This window comes from Edaphobacter dinghuensis, from assembly GCF_014640335.1.
GTDB classification, from domain to species: domain Bacteria; phylum Acidobacteriota; class Terriglobia; order Terriglobales; family Acidobacteriaceae; genus Edaphobacter; species Edaphobacter dinghuensis.
The window spans coordinates 1,243,008-1,261,081 of record NZ_BMGT01000001.1 but is presented as its reverse complement, the minus strand read 5'-3'; the positions used below and the strand labels follow the sequence as shown (position 1 = coordinate 1,261,081).

The window sequence follows — 18,074 nt, the reverse complement described above, 5'->3', positions numbered from 1 at the left end:
TCAGTTCATGTGCGGAATTGTTGGTTACATCGGTCCCCAGCCCGTCGTCCCCGTCATCATTGAAGGCCTGCGTCGCCTCGAATACCGCGGATACGATTCTGCCGGCATCGCCGTTGCAGGTAATTCAACCGGCCTCGAGCTTCGCCGTGCCCCCGGCAAGCTCCGCAACCTCGAAGCCGTCATTGCCGACAACCCCATCCACGGCAGCTTCGGCATTGGCCACACTCGCTGGGCCACCCACGGCCGTCCGACCGAAGAAAATGCCCATCCCCACCGGGATTGCACCAAGACCCTCGTCGTCGTCCACAACGGCATCGTCGAAAACTATCTTGCTCTTAAAAAAGAGCTTGCCGCCGCCGGACACAAGTTCGTCACCGAGACCGACACCGAGATCATCGCCCACCTCATCGAAGAAGAGATCAAGCAGGCCCCCGGCATCGTGCTCGAAGAGGCCGTCCGCCGCGCCGTCCACCGCCTCACCGGAGCCTTCGCCATCGGCGTCCTCTCCGCTAACGAGCCCAACAAGCTCGTCGCCGCCCGCATGGGCCCGCCTGCCGTCATCGGTATCGGCGACGGCGAATTCTTCCTTGCCTCCGACGTTCCCGGCATCCTGCACCACACCCGCAACATTCACTTCCTGCAAGACGGCGAGCTCGCCGTCCTCACCCCCACCGGCGTTACCCTCAGCGACTTCGAAGGCAAGCCCCTGCCATTAAAGGTTCAGCGCATCACCTGGGACCCCATCATGGCGGAAAAGGCCGGCTACAAGCACTTCATGCTCAAAGAGGTGAACGAGCAGCCCCGCGCCATTCGCGACACCACTCTCGGCCGCGTCTCTCTCGACACCGGCAAAGTCTTCCTCAGCGAGATGCAGATCTCCGACGAGGACTTCCGCACCGCCAGCCAGATCACCATCGCCGCCTGCGGCACAAGCTGGCACGCCGGACTCGCCGGAAAATTCATGATCGAGCGCCTGGCTAGACTGCCTGTGGATGTCGACTACGCCAGCGAGTACCGCTACCGCGACCCCATCGCCGACCCGCACGCCATCGGCCTGCTCATCACCCAATCCGGCGAGACCGCCGACACCATCGCCGCCCAGCGCGAGCTCATCTCGAAGGGCAGCAAAACCCTCGCCATCTGCAACGTCGTCGGAGCAGCCGTCACTCGCGAAGCTCAGGGCACCATCACCACCAACGCAGGGCCAGAGATCGGCGTCGCCTCCACCAAGGCCTTTACCGCCCAGCTCACCGCCCTCTTCGTCCTCGCGCTGCACCTCGCGCAGGTCCGCGGAACCATCACCGACGCCGAATCCCTCCACCTCGTCACCGAGCTATCCAAGGTTCCCTCCAAGATCGAGGACATCCTTCGCTCAGTAGACGACCAGTGCCAGCAACTCGCCAAGGTCTTCCACACCGCCGACGACTTCCTCTTCCTCGGCCGGGGCATCCACTACCCCATCGCCCTCGAAGGCGCGCTCAAGCTCAAGGAGATCTCCTACATCCACGCCGAAGGCTACCCCGCAGGCGAGATGAAGCACGGCCCCAACGCCCTGATCGACGAGTCCCTTCCGGTCGTCACCATTGCGACCAAAGACCCTGACGACCCATCAAGCGTGCTGAAGTACGAAAAGACCTTGAGCAACATTCAGGAAGTAACCGCCCGCAGCGGCCGCGTCATTGCAATCGCCATCGAAGGCGACGAAGAGATCAAGCACCTGGTCGAACACACCATCCAAATTCCCCAGGCCCCCGAACTCCTCCTACCCATCCTAGAAGTAGTCCCCCTACAACTCCTCGCCTACCACATCGCCGTAAGAAGAGGCTGCGACGTAGACCAACCGAGAAACCTGGCCAAATCCGTCACCGTGGAGTGAGAAGACTTTTTTCCACCGAAACTTGGAATTGAATACTGATTCTGCCTACTGGTAACGGACACCAGTTCAATTAACTGGCGCTTTGACGTGGGCCAGCAGCCCGAATTAAAGGGAATGTGGCGTGACAACTATTTTGGTAACTTACAAATCGGACAAGTAATTCTGGCAATTTTAACAACCAACTATTTTGCTGAAACTGCTGATTTTGCGCTCTAATTCTGGACAGTAATTTGGTAACTGGATCTTAATTTCGGTAACCAACAATCTGGAAACGGACATCATTATCCCGAACTAGTGGCTCAAAATGTTGAAAGAAAGGGGGCCTTCTGCACTTGCAAAAGCTCTTTCCTTATTTTCAATAAAGACAACTAAAAAGAAAAGCCGGATGCCCTGTAAAGCGCATCCGGCAGAGAGATCAAATCGTTTTAGAAATCTACATTTGCTCGCAGCTCAATTAGGCGACTGCTATTGGAGATGCCGCCAAGGCCAAAGCTATTGCTCTGCACACTGGAATTGATGGAGCCTGCAGCACCTATTTCATTTGACGAGTTGCCAAAAACCGGATGATTGAAGGCGTTCAGAAGCTCTGCCTGAATACGGAAATTCATTTCGCGGCGAATTGGAACGATCTTTGTAACAGAGATGTCGTCATAAAACCCGTGAGGACCATGAAGATATATAACTCTGCCAATCGTTCCGGGCGTTGTGTTCGGGCTGATGTAAGTTGCGTTTGCGCCTCCTCCTGTGGCGCTAGCAAGATATTTCGGATCGATCAGTGCAACAAAGGTCTGCCCCGGGATTCGATGCACTCCGATCGATTTCTGCAGTTGCGCCGGCGTGACACCGTTAAGAGTAACTCCGCCATCTCCGTAGTCATTGAATGTCTGATTTCCGCCGGTGAGAGCGAAGGGGTAGCCGGTTTGGAAGGTGAGAATGGTACCAACGGTCCAGCCACCTACCACCTTGTCTGCGATCGCATTATTACTGAGGAAGCTTTTACCGTGCCCAAAGGGCAGGTCGTATGTTCCATGGATATGGGTAACGTGGGTCAGATCAAACTGGCTTGGACCATAGCTCCGATGGAGATTACGCAGGGTGAATATGTTGAGCGATCCAGTCCAACTCTGCGGAGTCGAAATTCCCAGGCTCTTGCTGTAGGTGTAATTTGCATCAAACTGAAGTCCTTTCCACGAAGCCTGGCGGAACTCGACCTGAAGCGCGTTGTAGTTTGAATAGCCTGCCGCGGTCATGTAACCGGTCTGCGCTCCGGCTGCATAAGGATTTGCCTGGAAGAAGTTGATGGGATATCCGGCACCAGCGGTCGTTACGCCAGCATTTGTCACGCACGGAGCGAACTTGCTGCCAACGAGGTTGCAGAAGTATGGATGCGTTCCGTTGACTCCGCTCAGAGTATTTGCAAAGCTACCGACATCGCCGTTGACCAGGTATTGAATGAACTGTCCGTTGCTAAAGTCAGAGTCATTTGCTGAACCACCAAACGCTGCGGTGATGATCGGCATACCCGGACCAGCGAAGGACGGATTTGCGGCGTTGGGTCCACCGTTAGCCGCAAGGTTAGCCTGCGCCTTCTTGAACTCGGCGAGAAAGCCATTTTCGAAGACATTGACTTCGTTAGGATTGATCGGAATCCACTGATGGATCGATCGGTTTCCGTTGTACCGAACCTCGAGGACTCGCGAACTCCCAAGAGCGCGCTGAACTCCGAAGTTCCACGATTCACTGTAGGGCTGCTTGATATGCGGATCCATCCCATTCACGCCAGGTGCTCCGCTAATAAAGGTGAACTCGGCTTGTTGCGCAGTAGTCTCGTACGTGGCGGGGGATATCGCATAGGGCGGTAGAGTTTGTCCAAGCAACAGACTACCGGGAGCAAATGTGCCGGTCGTTCCCGTGTTATTCGGATTGAGTGAGAAGTTCTGATAAAAGAAGGAGCCAAAGTCAGATGCCTGGTTCCAGTAGTACTGATATGGCTCCGTGAATCGTCTGAGGGCGAAGCCTCCGCGTATTACGGTGCTGCTGCCGCCTAACAAGGCGCCGAGCGGCCCGTCGCTAACAGTTGGATTCCAGGAGAAACCAAAAGCTGGCTGAGGCGTCACCTTCCAAGGAGCATAGGCATGCTCCTTGGCGGTCAATAATGGATTCATGTTTCCTGTCAGCGATCCAGGATTAAAAAGATTGCCGTATCCTGAGGGGCCGTAGATGTCGCCCGGAGATGCAGAATGATAAGCTCCGGTCAGGTCGTGCTGGTCGCCGACAAAGTCCCAGCGCAAACCGTAATTGAGAGTGAGGTCACGCCTGACCTTCCAGGAGTCCTCAGCGAACAATCCAGCCGCACTTGAGACTTCGTCAAGATTGTAGGCGCCTACTCCAGTTTGATAGGTATTATCGTGTGGATTTTTCGCAAACTGACCGTTGATGTTTGAGATTCTTCCGGTCAGGATTGCGTAGAGTTGCTGTGCTTCTACAAGATCGTTTGCGCTCGCTCCAGGGAAATTGGACCTATTGAATGCGTTGGCGGCCGGATCCCCACTCGCAAGACCTGAGGTAGTGCTGAGAGTGTAGTTGGGAAAACCTTCCGGTGGATTGTAGTAGTGGTCCTGCTCCCGGTACCAGGATGCGCCAAACGAGATGGCATGCGTCCCTTTCTCCCAGGTTACTGAATCCGAGGCGTTCATAATCGGATAGAAGGTGGTAATCGGAAGCGGATAAGCTTGGCCAGACATCGTTAGACCCGCAGTACATGTAGGGCAGGCCGAGGTAGACGAGCTACCGATGTTCCATGCCACCGTGGGAAGCGTAGCGTAAGAAGGTTTCACGCCAGGGGCATACTGCGTGTTGTCGTAGAGGTATCCCAGCTTAAGCTGATTGATGAGGCGTGGCGTGATGATGAGGTCGAGACCGTACGACGTCGTATAGTTTTTGGCCGAAGAACCAGCTACCTGGTAGGCAAATCCTGAACCCGGGAAGTTGGCCGCTGTCGATGTCGGTTGGCTGTTCTTGTTATAGAGAAAGGATAGATACATCCTGACCCGTTCCGAGAGGACATAGTCGAGACGGCCGCCGGGAAAGTAATTGGTGATGGAAGAGTTGTTGTTCCAACTGATCTGGTTGTAGTTGGGATCTGCCGTTGCGGTTACGGCTCCATGGCTTACTGCATCGTTGATCGCGGCTAATTGGGCACTCTGCTGTGAATTTACAGTCCCAGGGAGTGCTGGGTTATAGGCGCTCACAACATTGAGAACGTTGACCGTACCACCCGAATAGGTAAAGTTGCCCTGTTGTGCCGCCGCTGTGAAGACATCGTTTGAGGCTGTAAAAGACCCAGGCTGCTTGGACATGGCAAAGCTTCCGAAAAAGAAAAGCTTGTCGTGGAATATGGGACCACCAAAGTTGCCGCCAAAGTCATTCAGGATGAGTTTGTTTTTACGTACGCCAGCGGCATTGTTAAACCAGCTATTGGCATTAAGACCGGAGTTGCGAAAATCCTCATAAACGCTGCCGTGAAAGCGATTGCTTCCACGCTTCGAAACAAAATTTAGCTGAGTGCTGGATTGACCGAAGCCGGAGTTCAAGCTGAGCTGATCGGTCTGGATCGACATCTCTTCTATATTTTCAAGGCGAGGCGATACGGCGGGCTGGGTATTGCCTCCGAACTTCATACGGCTGGAGTTGCCAATGACACCATCGATGTTGCTTCCCTGGTCATTAGAGGGCAAACCGTTGAAGGTGCCGTTATAGCCGGCAACAAGCGTGGAGAACGATGTCAGATCGCGTCCTTCAAGGGGGAGATTCTGAATCTGCTTCATGTCGACGACAGTGCCGATTTCATTGGAGCTGACCTGCAGAACAGGGGTTCGGGTGCCGGTAACACTGACAACCTCTGACACCTCGCCGACTGGAAGGGCTGCTGCAATAGAACTGACCTGCGACGCTTGAACCAGCACAGAACTATAAACTTTGCTGGCGTAGCCTGTCTTCGAAATGGTGAGCTTATAAACGCCAATTGTCAGGTTCACGAACCGGTGAGATCCGTCGCTAGCTGTCTCAGCCTTGCGCAGACTATTGGTCGAAGCTTCTACCAGTTCAAGATCGGCGCCAGGAATAACCGCGCCGCTTGCGTCCGTAACTGTCACGATAACGGTTCCCTGAGAGCCGCTTTGTCCGAGAGCTGTAGACGTAAGCCCGAGCACGCAAACAACACTTAATGCCAAGCAGAACAGATAGCAACACTTCTTGCGCAACATAACGCCTCCTGAAATTTATCCCGCGTGAAAACCTTTTCTTTCTTTTGCAGCGGTGCCGCGCCCGGAGCTCTGATTCAAGTCAGAAGATCCACAGATGACTGGAAATTAATGGCCCTGAAACTTGGGAAAACTATTATGTATAGCTCTAACAGAAGCAGATACAACTTTGTATCCTTATATGTATTTAAAGTCAAACACCAAAATACATACTTTTCCCGAATTTATGGAGCTTTCGAGCATCCTTCTCTCGTTGTTAGGTTTAGCGGCACCTTCAGCACTGAGTGCCGGGATATTTCCAACAATTACTCCAGACAATGGGGCGCTCAAAGGAGCGAAGGAGGGTTTATTGCTTGGCGGACACTGCGCTTTTTTCCTGAAGCAGACCGGAGAGGACCTTCAAGCATTCCTGCGATCTTTCTCGCTCTCCCAGACGCCGATAAGCATCTGCGAGGCTGGGATAGATTGCAGGGTTGCGAGGCTCCAAACTGCGGCCGATCTCAAGATGGATTACCGCTTCGTTTGCGCGGTTCTCCATAAGATAAAGCTTTCCTAACGCTATCTGAGAGGCGGAATAGTTGGGACGCGCTGTCACCGAGGCCTCTAACGCTTTGCGGGCCTCGGCAAACTCTGGCTGCTCGGGCTCTACCCCCAAATGCAGAAGAATTGTCCCCAACAGAGAGAGCATTTGATAATCGCCATGTCCTGCCTTGATTGCTTTGCGGACAGAACGAAGTGCTTCAGTGAAGTTGTCCTCGTAAAGCTCCTTCTGGACAACCGCAAGATAGGCAATGTCGGTTTCAGGCGCAAGCTCACTCACGCGGTCAAACTCAAGCTTCGCATCTTCGAAGCGATCAAGGCGAGAGAGAAACATGGCTCGTTCATAGTGAAGCCGTGCAGATTGCGGGAGATCTTTTAGCCCCAGATCGACTACGCGAAGTCCGAGGGCATACTCGTAATGGTCAGTACATGCATCGGCGACATAGGCATACAGTTTTTCATCTTTTGGAGCCTTCCTGGAGGCCTCCGTTAGCGCTTTAATTGCCTGCTCTGGCTGCCGGTTGCCGACGTAGGCCTGCGCAAGCAAATTATTCACCGCCGCAGTGTTATGCGAGCTTGAACGCAGATCTTTCAGGATTTCTATGGACTGTCGATAATTGCCGGTGCCGAAGTAGCAGAGCGCAAGATTGAAGCGGTCCGCATATTCCTCAACGACCTTCCCTTGTGCTTGCAACAAAGGAACAATCGCCTCCTGGAACAAACCCCGTCGCGTCAGGGCAATGCCCTTCTGAAGAGCGTCTTCAGCATCAACGCCAGTCTGGGCCGATTTAACTTCCCCATTCTGTATCGGCGAAGCACTGGCACGCTGCGCCAATAAGGTGAGCGCAAGCGCAATACTAGCGACGATTCCTAATAGGGTTCCCTGAAGTGCCCCGCAGCGCAGCATTTTCTGATCCCGTCCGGCCAGAGTATTTATTGATAGCAATGCTGCGGCGTCTAGCTTCGAGAGGACATCTACTATCTCCTCATTACCAACTGCCACGCTCTCCGAAGATATCGATGACATGCCCAAGGCGCTCCGCGCCCTTTTGCCAGTTCTTTTGCAAGCCTGCCTCTACCGCTCCTGCATCTCCGGAGATAATACCCGCAATAATCCGCTCATGCTCCTCGACTGAGGTATGCAGGTTTTTGATAATCGAACTTGCATACAGACGCCAGTAGCGTTCCGTCTGAGGTTCGATGGCTGAATGCAGCGTTAACAGTCGTGTACCTGCACCGGAGCGCACCACAAGGCTATGAAAATTTCGGTCCAGCTCGAAGATCTCACCGGAATTACCACTTCCATCGGCAATTGCCAAAAGCTGATCATTAATCTTTGTGAGCTGCTTCGCAATCTCCAACCGTTCGGCCTTCGGAAGTTCAGCAACCCCACGTCCTGCAATTCCTTCGACACGGCCAATGATCATATAGAGTTCATTAGCGTCTTCTTTGGTAAGCGGCGCAACGATCATGCGCGATTTACTGACATTCCGATGCTCAATCACGTAGCCTTCACGCTGCAGCCAATGGATCGCGGCGCGAACAGGAGTTCGGCTCATGTTCAGCCTCTCAGCCAGATCTGCCTCAACAATCCACGTGCCCGGCGACATTCGACCATGAACGATCAGCTCGCGAATCTCCTGAAATGCCGTCGATAGGCTGGTTCCATGTTCTGCCTTCTCGCGCTTTTTTGCTGGGGGCGTGGATTTTGGATGCCGTTTCGCTTTAGCCGTCTGGGTCGGGTTAGACACTCTCGTATTCAAGGTTTAGCCTCTTGTCCCAGAGTAACGCAGGCAATGATTGAAAATACTTTGAGAGGCGAATAGAAATAGCAACATATTAGTATCCAAAATAGTCTACAATTATGACGATGACACCACGCAACTCAGTGACTAGCCACGTTCAAGTCGTTGATTCTCATACCGGAGGCGAGCCGACCAGGGTCGTAATCGCTGGTGCACCCCCTCTGGGAGAAGGCAGTTTGCAGGACAGACTAAACCTGCTCCGCGATGAGTACGACAGCTTTCGAGCGGGTGTTGTATGTGAACCTCGAGGCTCCGAGGTAATCGTCGGCGCTCTACTTTGCAAGCCCGTGGATCCAGAAGCAACGGCAGGCGTCATCTTTTTCAATGATGTCGGTTATCTCGGGATGTGCGGCCACGGGACGATAGGGCTAGTGACTACTCTTGCCCATTTGGGACGCATAAAGCCCGGCAAGCACGCGATTGAAACGCCCGTGGGGACTGTTTATACGCATCTCCATGACAATGGCAGTGTGTCCGTACAAAACGTGCTGAGCTATCGTCATCGTAGCGATGTTACAGTTGACGTTCCCGCTTACGGCCAAATTACAGGAGACGTGGCTTGGGGCGGTAACTGGTTCATGCTGGTCAAGGATCATACTTTTGATCTGAAGATTGAGAACCGGCTCAACTTGCTGGCGATAACAACTGCAATCCGCTCTGCGCTGGCAGATGAAGGCATTACCGGCAAAGGCGGAGCATTGATCGATCACGTCGAACTCTTTGCGCCCCCCTCAAATCCGGAGAATTCCAGCCGCAACTTTGTCCTCTGCCCAGGAGCATCTTTCGACAGGTCGCCCTGCGGTACCGGTACCAGCGCCAAGCTCGCCTGCATGCATGCTTCCGGCATGTTTGCTCCGGGGATGGAATGGCGCCAGGAAGGAATTCTGGGTTCCGTCTTCGTTGGGACGGTAAAAGAGACACCGGAAGGCGTAATCCCAACAATCACCGGTCAAGCATGGATTACCGCTGAATCAACTCTGATCTTCGATCCAACCGATCCGTTTCGCGATGGGATTCGCTTCGAATGAATAGCTTTGACGTTCTCATTCTTGGAGCCGGCATCATAGGATGCGCATGTGCGAGAGAGTGCGCGCAGGCAGGCTTGAAGGTGGGAATTGTCGAGGTCAATATCCCAGGCGGCGGAGCCACGGCAGCCGGCATGGGGCATTTGGTCGTGATGGATGACTCGCCGGCACAGCTTGCGCTGACGCGGTATTCGCGTTCGTTGTGGCAAGAGCTTATGACGCAGCTACCGCCGACGGTCGAGTACGAAAACCGCGGAACAATATGGGTAGCGGCAGATGAAGAAGAGATGGCGGAGGTTCATGCCAAACAAAATATCTATGCGTCGGCAGGGGTAGACTCAATTGTTTTAGACAGCGCTGCGATCGCGTCTGAGGAACCCGAGCTACGCGCCGGACTCGCGGGTGGTTTGCTTGTACCGGACGACGCTGTTATCTATCCACCAACAGCGGCAGCGTACTTCCTCGCCGAAGCTATGCAACATGGGGCACTATTGTTGCGCGGACACGCCGCGGTGAAGACAGGAACAGGCGTTGTCACTCTCGACGATGGGTCCACGCTGACTTCGGGACGCATCATACTGGCTACAGGGGCAGATAAGACCATTCTCCCGTGGCTGCCTCTCCAAAAACGCAAAGGACATCTGGCCATCACGGACCGGTATCCCAATTTTCTTCGGCATCAACTTGTCGAGTTGGGCTACCTGAAGAGCGCACACAAAATTACGGAAGATTCCGTTGCATTCAACATTCAACCTCGCACCACCGGACAACTACTCATCGGTTCCTCGCGGCAGTATGGCAATGAATATGCCGCGGCAGACAATGCTATCCTCCGCGAGATGTTGAATCGGGCGTGTAACTATATGCCTGCGCTTGCCCATCTTTCTGCAATCCGAGTATGGACGGGATTTCGTGTAGCGACTCCCGATAAGCTGCCGTACATTGGCCCAACAGAAGACCCAACATTATTCCTTGCAATGGGATTCGAGGGGCTGGGCATCACGAATGCTCCCGGAGCTGCTCGTTTGCTGGCAGACGAGTTTCTGAACCGCCAGTCTGAGATTGATCCAACCCCTTACCTCCCGTCGCGGGTTGCGAGGATGGAGGTGGCGCATGGCTAAGCCGCCGACTCTAATCGTTCATATCAATGGTCGCGCGACTACCGTTGACGCGGGGTCAGTCGTCAGTGCAGCAATACTTGCGGCAGGCGTCCCTTGTCGTCTCTCTATCTCTGGAGCGCCACGTAGCGCTCTCTGCGGCATGGGAATATGTTTCGAGTGCCGCGCGGTTGTCGACGGAATACCGCATTGCCGCACGTGCCAACTTGTCTGCCGCGATGGCATGACAGTGGGGACGCAGCGATGATGCGAAAGGTTGAGGTGCTTATTGTCGGTGCAGGACCTGCTGGAATCGCCGCTGCGACCGCAGCCGCACAGCATAGGCGAAGCGTGCTTTTGCTGGATGATAACGCCTCCGCTGGAGGGCAGATATGGCGGAACGGCGTAGCGTCGCTCAACCAGGAACGAGACGCGGCGAAAACAGCTGCCGTTGCCGCTCTGCACTCATCTGGCGCTGAAGTGCTTATGGGGCGCCGTGTTATCGATGCCCCGCAGCAGGGTGTTCTTCGTGCAGCGATTGAAGGCTCCTCTGCAAACGCAGTGGAAACTTACGCATGGGATCATCTTGTGATAGCCACTGGAGCCAGGGAGCGATTTCTGCCTTTTCCCGGTTGGACGCTGCCCAGTGTCTTCGGGGCGGGTGGCCTTCAGGCACTGGTAAAAGGTGGCTTCGATGTAGCAGGTAAGCGAATTGTAATTGCAGGCACCGGCCCACTTCTTCTTGCCGTGGCTGCTCATCTAAAGGAATACGGTGCAACTATCGTATGTATCGCCGAACAGGCACCGTGGCAGCAGATATTTCCCTTTATAGCCTCGTTGTGGTCGCAACCGGCCAAGTTGCTCCAAGGGGCGCAGTACCGCATTGCCCTGGCAGGTGTCCCCTACCAAACTGGATACTGGCCAACAGCGGCACTTGGAGAGGACTCTCTACGTTCTGTTCGTCTCTCCGATGGCAGACGAAGCTGGGAAGAACATTGCGATCTACTCGCCTGCGGATTTCACCTCGTTCCAAATACAGAGTTGCCCGCACTGCTTGGCTGTGCCTTTGAGGGAGACTTTATCAGAGTCGATGAACAACAACGAACCTCGATTGAGAACATATTCTGCGTCGGTGAACCTACGGGAATAGCTGGCCTCGGCGCTGCACTCCTACAAGGAAAGATCGCGGGGCTTGCTATTTCAGGGAAAATCCAGCAAGTCACAGCGCTGCAAAAACAGCGCGCGTCGGAACTCCTCTTTGGAGAACGTCTGAAGAAAGCATTCAGGCTGCGGTCGGAACTGCAGTCACTGGCAACCTCCGAGACGATTGTCTGCCGTTGCGAAGATGTTCGTTACGATCAACTCAAAGGGCAACCCTCGTGGACCGACGCGAAGCTGCAGACTCGCTGCGGCATGGGTCCCTGCCAGGGACGGATCTGTGGCCCTGCCACGCAGGCGCTCTTTGGATGGCGAACAACTTCGGTGCGCCCACCAATCTTCCCCGTATCGCTGAATCTTTTGTGCAACGACGATCACTCACTCTCACATGAAGCAATAGCCCCTCAGGAGAAGTTATGAATTGGTTTGGAGTAATGCCTGCGATGACCACCCCCTTCAACAGCGCCCTTGCAATCGATCACGAGTTTCTTGCGCGACATGCAGCATGGCTGTTGGAAAACGGATGTACTGGTCTTGTCATGCTGGGGTCGCTCGGCGAAGGTGCAACGCTTGAAGCCTCCGAAAAGGTTGCAATTTTGAAGACTGCTGTTCGCGCGGCAGGCAAGTCGCCTGTTGTTGCGGCAATCTCCTCGCTCTCAACGGTGGGCGCGGTAGATCTGGCCAAAGAAGCAGAAGAGGCTGGATGCGCTGGCCTTATGGTCTTGCCGCCGTACGTTTACACATCAGACTGGCGCGAGATGAAACAACACGTCGCCACTATTATTAGCGCAACCAATCTCCCCTGCATGCTCTACAACAATCCAGTTGCCTACAAGACCGACTTCATTCCTGAACAGATTGCTGAGCTGGCAAAGCAACACGAGAACCTGCGCGCAGTGAAAGAGTCCAGCACGGATGTCCGACGAATCGCAGCAATCCGAGAGATTCTCGACGACCGCCTGCAAATCTCAGTCGGAGTAGATGATGCGATTGTCGAAGGCATAAACGCTGGCGCAAGGGGCTGGGTCGCTGGCCTAGTCAATGCCTTCCCCGCAGAGTCCGTTGCACTCTTCAATCTTGCCAAAGCCGGTAAACACGAAGAGGCCTTTTCGCTTTATCGTTGGTTTCTTCCACTGCTTCGTATGGATACGGTGCCAAAGTTTGTACAACTGATCAAATGGGTGCAGAGTGAGACGGGGACCGGCAGTGCTGCAGTTCGGCCACCCAGGCTTGAGATCACAGGCGATGAACTGGCGGAAGCACAAAAGATGTTCAACACAGCACTCGCAAATCGTCCGGCAATTAGGTCATCCGAATTAATACCCGCTCAAAGAAGCTAGAGTGATTCTTGTGTTGCGGGCATAACTGCTCCCTTCAACTGCAAGTGAACTAAAAAGCAGTGTGCATCGCAGTTCGTCAAAGCGGAAGGAACATCTTAGGATATGAACGAGTTCCCTAAAGTAAGCGGCCTTCTTCTCGTGGTGCTACTCACAGTGCCTGTGCTGACAAGGACTTCTCCAGCGCAGGCGCCGAAGCCCTCTTTTGATGCACGACGGCTTGATGCTTTTTATGCAGCAGAGTGGGAGTATGAGCTTGAACACCACCCTGAGCTGGCCACTTATGTAGGAGACACGCGATTCAACGATCGTCTCAGCGATTACTCGGCCGAAGAACAGGCGCGGGAGGCAACACATGCTGCAGAGCAGCTTCGCCGCCTGCGCGCCATGTCTACAAACGGACTTGATAATCAGGAGACAATCAGCCGCGAGATGATGCTCAGACAGCTTGCAGCATCTGTTGAAAGCTATCGCCTCAAGGAGTGGGAGATGCCGGTCAGCCAGATGAACGGAGTTCATCTGGACCTGGCATCCATGTACTCGCAGATGCCCTTCCGCACCGTTCGGGACTATCGCAACTACATTTCGCGGCTGCGACAGGCTCCTCGTGTGTTCGCACAAGAGACTGCCGTGATGCGACTGGGGATGCGCGATCATTTGATGGAGCCCCGTTACCTGCTGGAGAAGGTCGCTGTGCAGGCAAACGACATAGCGGCGTCAACACCCGATAAAAGTCCGTTCGCTATGCCACTCGCACAGTTTCCTAAAGAGATCAGCCCCACAGACCAGGCAAAGATCCGCACAGAGCTGCTGGACGTCATCCGACAGGATGTCCTTCCTGCGTATGCTCGTTTCGCTGTCTTTGTTCGAGAGACCTATGCACCTGCAGGACGTACCGAACCAGGAATCTGGGCGCTTCCAAACGGTGAAGAACTCTATCGAAATGCCATTCGCGAGCATGTGCAAACAACGATGGATGGAGATGCCATCTTTGCCGAGGGCATGCGTGAAGTGAAGGAGATCCAGAAGCAGATGCTTGCGTTGGCTGAGACACAAGGTTTTCACGACCTGACCAGCTTCAACGCGCACATCCTTACCGATCCAAAGCTTCACGCAACCTCGGCCAAACAGCTTATGGGTCTTTACCGGCACTACGAAGATCAATCTCAGGCCAAGCTTCTGGAGGTAGTTCCAGTAGCACCGAAGCTGCGTTTGGAGGTCGTCCCGATGGACAGCTTTCGCGCACCGACAGCTGTACCTGCGGACTACTCTCCCGGTTCTATAGCAAGCGGGCGACCGGGCCGCGTCAATGTCAATCTCTACAATCCAAGCAGCCGGCTGTTATTGAATGTGGAGGCGATTGCCTATCACGAAGGCCTGCCTGGGCATCATCTTCAATTCTCCGTTGCCGATGGGCTGAAGGATCTGCCTGCATTTCGCCGCTTTGCTAGTTATGACGCCTACTCCGAAGGCTGGGCCTTATATGCAGAACAGCTCGGACATGAACTCGGCTTCTACCAGGATCCCTACAGCGAATATGGCCGTCTAGAAAATGAGATGTGGCGTTCGATTCGACTGGTGGTAGATACAGGCGTCCATCAAAAACACTGGACACGCCAGCAGATGGTCGATTTCTTCAAACAACATACTGCGATGGATGATCAGAATATTCAGACCGAGGTTGATCGCTACATCTCTTGGCCTGGTCAGGCACTGAGCTATCGCCTTGGTCAGCAAAAGATCCTTGATCTACGAGCCAAGGCCCGTGCACGGCTTGGAAAGCGCTTCGATATACGCCAGTTTCATGCCTGTGTTCTTTCGCTCGGGCCTGTGCCGCTGGATATATTGGACGAGAACGTAACACGATGGATCGACGAGCAAGCCAGAACCCACTGAAGACCTGCATCGCAGTCTTGAAAGGTTCTATAGAGAAGCGAACAATGCCTGTCCGAAGACGCGATACTACGGGGATACACTCTTCTTCGGCAGCCTATGCCGTAGCAGAAAATAAACAGGTACACCACTCGCAATAATCAATAGACCGGGCCATGTCGTAGCCGTGCGATAACAGAAGAGGGCAGCCAGAATTACGGAAGCGCCAGCAATGTACGTCGCAGGAAGCCAGGGGTATCCCCATGCGCGATAAGGACGATGGGCATCCGGCCGGATACGACGCAAACGGAACAGCCCTGCAACCGTAAAGATGTAAAAGAGCAAAGCGGCGGAAATCACGTAATCCAGTAGATTGCTATAGAGATTGCCGTATGCTCCTGTGGTTGCGGAATAGGTGCGGGAGAGAACCAGAAAGAGCGACCATACACACTGTAAAACCAGAGCCCAGCCGGGTACTTGTGAGCTATTAAGAAGGCCTGCGCGGCGAAAGAACAAGCCATCCTGCGCCATGGCATAACAGGCACGCCCGCCAGCAAGCGTCAATGCATTGACCGTGCCGTAGGTAGACACCATAATCAACAACGCCATAGCAAGCTTTCCAATTCCAGGCAAAACGGTATCGACGACTAGCGTGGCAACACGATCATCCGGCGCTGTCTGAATCGCATGTAGTGGGAGTACGGCGAGGTAGCAGAGATTACAAAGCAGATAGAGCACGATGACCAGCGAGGTTCCAATCCCTAGCGCGAGTGGAAGATTTCGCCTGGGATTGCGCACCTCGCCTGCGACGAAGGTGATGTCATGCCACGAATCCGCAGAGAAGAGAGAACCTGTCTGCGAAACGCAGACAGCGATGATCATGCCGAAAGCGGTCGTTATTTCAGTGTTGCCAATCTTCGTTACGTTGAGCGGTTTCCATGCGCCAGCGAAATTCACGTGGAAGATACCAGGATGCAGGAAGAAGGCAACCGCTCCCAACGCCAACAGCGCCACCATGCCGATAAGCTTGGCCATGGTGAAAAGGTTCTGAATGAATTTTCCCCACTGAACGCCATAGCAGTTGATGGCGGCTATTACCAAAATGATGCCAAGCGCGAGCGCCTGCGCCGTCGAAAGGGAGATAGCATAACCGGGCAGCACGTGAATAGGCGCAATAAGATAACGACTCTCACTAATAATAGGGAAGGCAACGCCACTGAAGCGAGCAAAGGCAATTGCCACCGCAGCGATAGTACCGGTCTGGATGACTGTAAGTAGAGTCCACCCATAGAGAAAGCCGAGCATAGGTGAAAACGCTTCGCGCAGGTAAACATACATGCCGCCCGCCTCTGGCATCATGGCCGCGAGTTCCCCATAGCTGAGTGCACCAGCAACGGTGAGAACGCCAGTGATGAGCCATGTCACGAGCAGCCATCCAGCAGAACCAACCTGCCGCGAGATCTCCGCACTAACAATAAAAATTCCCGAACCTACCATGATGCCAGCAACAATCATGATGGAGTCGAAGAGGCCGAGCGCTTTGCGGAACTCAGGTTCTACCGCAGTACTCCCGTTCGCGACAGATAGCTCAGGCAAGTTAGCCATGGTTATGCCTCTACCGTGGCTGTTGCAACTGAGAGCGGAGGCAACTCGACGATGAGAACTCCATCTTCGAGACGCGGCGAAAAAGTAGTGGGATGAAGAAGATCTGGCTGCTCAAAACTGTTATAAGCATTGAGATCATTAGAATGGAGCATCTGGCCGGAGACCCGCGTGCCGGGGAAGCCCAAGATCTTGCAACGCACCGTAACCGCCTTTGTCGCACTAGAATTAACCAGGCTGACTACCAAGCTGCGATCGGTGCGAGAAGCAGATAGAGATACAGAGTGGGGCGAATCGCTGTCGGCACGCGTCATGACCGACATATTTCCGCGATGGGCCTTGAAGAGCATGAAGGCAAAATATGTCGTTGTACGTACCGAGTTCTTTCCTTCTGGGCCGTCCGTCAGAAGTAAGGATTGCAGGACATTCATTACCTGGGCAATGTTGCACATATAAAGCTTGTCTGCCTGACGATTGAAGAGATTCAACCCTAGCCCAGCGGCGACGGCACTACGCATCGTGCTCTGTTGCCACAGCTTGCCGCGCTTTTGCTCGTCGATAGGATCGGTCGCATCCCACACGCCCCACTCGTCTAAAATGAGTGCGGTCTCGTCACCATGGTAGTAGCCGTTGACGACCTCACGTTGATGTATGATCGCCTGCTCCACGCTCTGAAAAATTGCGAACTGTTCTTCGGCTTGTTTTGCTGAAAAATGTGTCGCTTCTGCGGGACCACCGGAATAGTAGTGCATGCTGAGGCCCGCAGGCATGTGGGTTTGACAGACGTCCAATAACTCCCGCGTCCATCGCACATCGTCGCCAGAAGGACCGCTGGCAATCAGAAACAACTCCGTTCCGCCTATATCGTGCAAAAAGGTAGAGTAGCGCCGATAAAGCTCGCCATAGTAGTGCGCAGGCATATTACCTCCGCAACCCCAACTCTCATTGCCAACTCCCCAATACTTTACCCTGAAAGGTTCCTTCGCACCGTTACTGATACGCAGATCAGAGAGCGTCGTACCTGAAGGCTGGTTGCAATACTCCACCCAGTCGCGCATCTCGCGTGGCGTAGCGCTGCCGACATTGCCTGCCAGGTAAGGCTCGGCGCCGATTAATCTGCATAGCTCCATGAACTCATGCGTACCGAAGCTGTTGTCCTCAATCACATTTCCCCAACTGACGTTCAGGCTCCGAGGACGGCTCTTCGGAGGCCCCACCCCATCGCGCCAATGATAGTCGTCGGCAAAACATCCACCGGGCCAGCGCAGCACAGGGACACCCAATTCTTTTAGCCAACGCACAGCATCAGCACGAAACCCATTCGTATTTGGGATAGGGGATTCGCGGCCAACCCATAATCCGCCATAGATGCACGAGCCGAGATGTTCCGCAAATTGGCCGTGCAATTCAGGGTGGATTCGTGCGATCTCGACATCGGCTCGAATCAATATCTCCTGAGTGCCAGATGGGTCTGATGGCATGTGCTTTTTTCCATCAGCC

12 protein-coding genes are annotated in these 18,074 nt (G+C 54.1%); 7 read left to right on the top strand and 5 right to left on the bottom strand.

The window, feature by feature from the left end:
• The first annotated feature begins 7 nt into the window (after positions 1–7).
• Positions 8–1,876: a glutamine--fructose-6-phosphate transaminase (isomerizing) gene (glmS, locus tag IEW09_RS04895; protein WP_188552982.1), complete on the top strand. Its 1,869-nt coding sequence runs from the start codon at positions 8–10 to the stop codon at positions 1,874–1,876.
• Positions 1,877–2,301: 425 nt separating this feature from the next.
• Here glmS and IEW09_RS04890 read toward each other — a convergent pair whose 3' ends face one another.
• From IEW09_RS04890 to IEW09_RS04880, 3 genes are all read right to left on the bottom strand, one after another.
• Entirely contained in the window at positions 2,302–6,030 is a 3,729-nt protein-coding gene (locus tag IEW09_RS04890; RefSeq protein ID WP_188552981.1) for a TonB-dependent receptor, read from the bottom strand.
• Between the two features lie 454 nt (positions 6,031–6,484).
• Entirely contained in the window at positions 6,485–7,705 is a 1,221-nt protein-coding gene (locus tag IEW09_RS04885) for a tetratricopeptide repeat protein (RefSeq protein WP_188552980.1), read from the bottom strand.
• Positions 7,668–8,429 (bottom strand): GntR family transcriptional regulator, encoded by a 762-nt coding sequence (locus IEW09_RS04880; RefSeq protein WP_229739086.1) that lies wholly within the window; start codon positions 8,427–8,429, stop codon positions 7,668–7,670. Before IEW09_RS04880 ends, IEW09_RS04885 begins: the two co-directional genes overlap by 38 nt.
• A gap of 113 nt (positions 8,430–8,542) precedes the next feature.
• Here IEW09_RS04880 and IEW09_RS04875 point away from each other — a divergent pair, with 113 nt between their 5' ends.
• The 6 genes from IEW09_RS04875 (at position 8,543) to IEW09_RS04850 (ending at position 14,996) form a co-directional block, all read left to right on the top strand.
• A complete protein-coding gene (locus IEW09_RS04875) occupies positions 8,543–9,511 on the top strand; it encodes a proline racemase family protein (protein WP_308420530.1) in 969 nt (322 codons plus the stop codon).
• Positions 9,508–10,629 carry an NAD(P)/FAD-dependent oxidoreductase gene (locus IEW09_RS04870; protein ID WP_188552979.1) on the top strand — a complete coding sequence of 374 codons (1,122 nt, stop codon included), beginning with the start codon at positions 9,508–9,510 and terminating at the stop codon, positions 10,627–10,629. The genes IEW09_RS04875 and IEW09_RS04870 overlap by 4 nt, the downstream gene beginning before the upstream one ends.
• Positions 10,622–10,873, top strand: a complete 252-nt coding sequence (locus IEW09_RS04865) for a (2Fe-2S)-binding protein (protein ID WP_188552978.1) — start codon at positions 10,622–10,624, stop codon at positions 10,871–10,873. The genes IEW09_RS04870 and IEW09_RS04865 overlap by 8 nt, the downstream gene beginning before the upstream one ends.
• Entirely contained in the window at positions 10,870–12,183 is a 1,314-nt protein-coding gene (locus tag IEW09_RS04860) for an NAD(P)/FAD-dependent oxidoreductase (RefSeq protein ID WP_229739085.1), read from the top strand. The genes IEW09_RS04865 and IEW09_RS04860 overlap by 4 nt, the downstream gene beginning before the upstream one ends.
• Positions 12,180–13,103, top strand: a complete 924-nt coding sequence (locus IEW09_RS04855) for a dihydrodipicolinate synthase family protein (RefSeq protein WP_188552977.1) — start codon at positions 12,180–12,182, stop codon at positions 13,101–13,103. Before IEW09_RS04860 ends, IEW09_RS04855 begins: the two co-directional genes overlap by 4 nt.
• A gap of 102 nt (positions 13,104–13,205) precedes the next feature.
• Positions 13,206–14,996 (top strand): DUF885 domain-containing protein, encoded by a 1,791-nt coding sequence (locus IEW09_RS04850; RefSeq protein ID WP_188552976.1) that lies wholly within the window; start codon positions 13,206–13,208, stop codon positions 14,994–14,996.
• A 66-nt stretch (positions 14,997–15,062) separates the two neighbouring features.
• Here the strand turns inward: IEW09_RS04850 and IEW09_RS04845 are convergent, their stop codons facing one another.
• Both IEW09_RS04845 and IEW09_RS04840 read right to left on the bottom strand, forming a co-directional pair.
• On the bottom strand, positions 15,063–16,577 hold the full coding sequence (locus tag IEW09_RS04845; protein ID WP_188552975.1) for an APC family permease: 1,515 nt from the start codon (positions 16,575–16,577) through the stop codon (positions 15,063–15,065).
• A 2-nt stretch (positions 16,578–16,579) separates the two neighbouring features.
• Positions 16,580–18,055 carry an alpha-N-arabinofuranosidase gene (locus tag IEW09_RS04840; RefSeq protein WP_188552974.1) on the bottom strand — a complete coding sequence of 492 codons (1,476 nt, stop codon included), beginning with the start codon at positions 18,053–18,055 and terminating at the stop codon, positions 16,580–16,582.
• Between the last annotated feature and the right edge of the window lie 19 nt (positions 18,056–18,074).

Excerpts from the sequence above, each read along its gene's own strand:
- glmS (WP_188552982.1), top strand. The coding sequence starts at position 8 with ATGTGCGGAATTGTTGGTTACATCGGTCCCCAGCCCGTCGTCCCCGTC.
- IEW09_RS04885 (WP_188552980.1), bottom strand. The coding sequence starts at position 7,705 with ATGTCATCGATATCTTCGGAGAGCGTGGCAGTTGGTAATGAGGAGATA.
- IEW09_RS04875 (WP_308420530.1), top strand. The coding sequence starts at position 8,543 with ATGACGATGACACCACGCAACTCAGTGACTAGCCACGTTCAAGTCGTT.
- IEW09_RS04870 (WP_188552979.1), top strand. The coding sequence starts at position 9,508 with ATGAATAGCTTTGACGTTCTCATTCTTGGAGCCGGCATCATAGGATGC.
- IEW09_RS04865 (WP_188552978.1), top strand. The coding sequence starts at position 10,622 with ATGGCTAAGCCGCCGACTCTAATCGTTCATATCAATGGTCGCGCGACT.
- IEW09_RS04860 (WP_229739085.1), top strand. The coding sequence starts at position 10,870 with ATGATGCGAAAGGTTGAGGTGCTTATTGTCGGTGCAGGACCTGCTGGA.
- IEW09_RS04855 (WP_188552977.1), top strand. The coding sequence starts at position 12,180 with ATGAATTGGTTTGGAGTAATGCCTGCGATGACCACCCCCTTCAACAGC.
- IEW09_RS04850 (WP_188552976.1), top strand. The coding sequence starts at position 13,206 with ATGAACGAGTTCCCTAAAGTAAGCGGCCTTCTTCTCGTGGTGCTACTC.
- IEW09_RS04845 (WP_188552975.1), bottom strand. The coding sequence starts at position 16,577 with ATGGCTAACTTGCCTGAGCTATCTGTCGCGAACGGGAGTACTGCGGTA.
- IEW09_RS04840 (WP_188552974.1), bottom strand. The coding sequence starts at position 18,055 with ATGCCATCAGACCCATCTGGCACTCAGGAGATATTGATTCGAGCCGAT.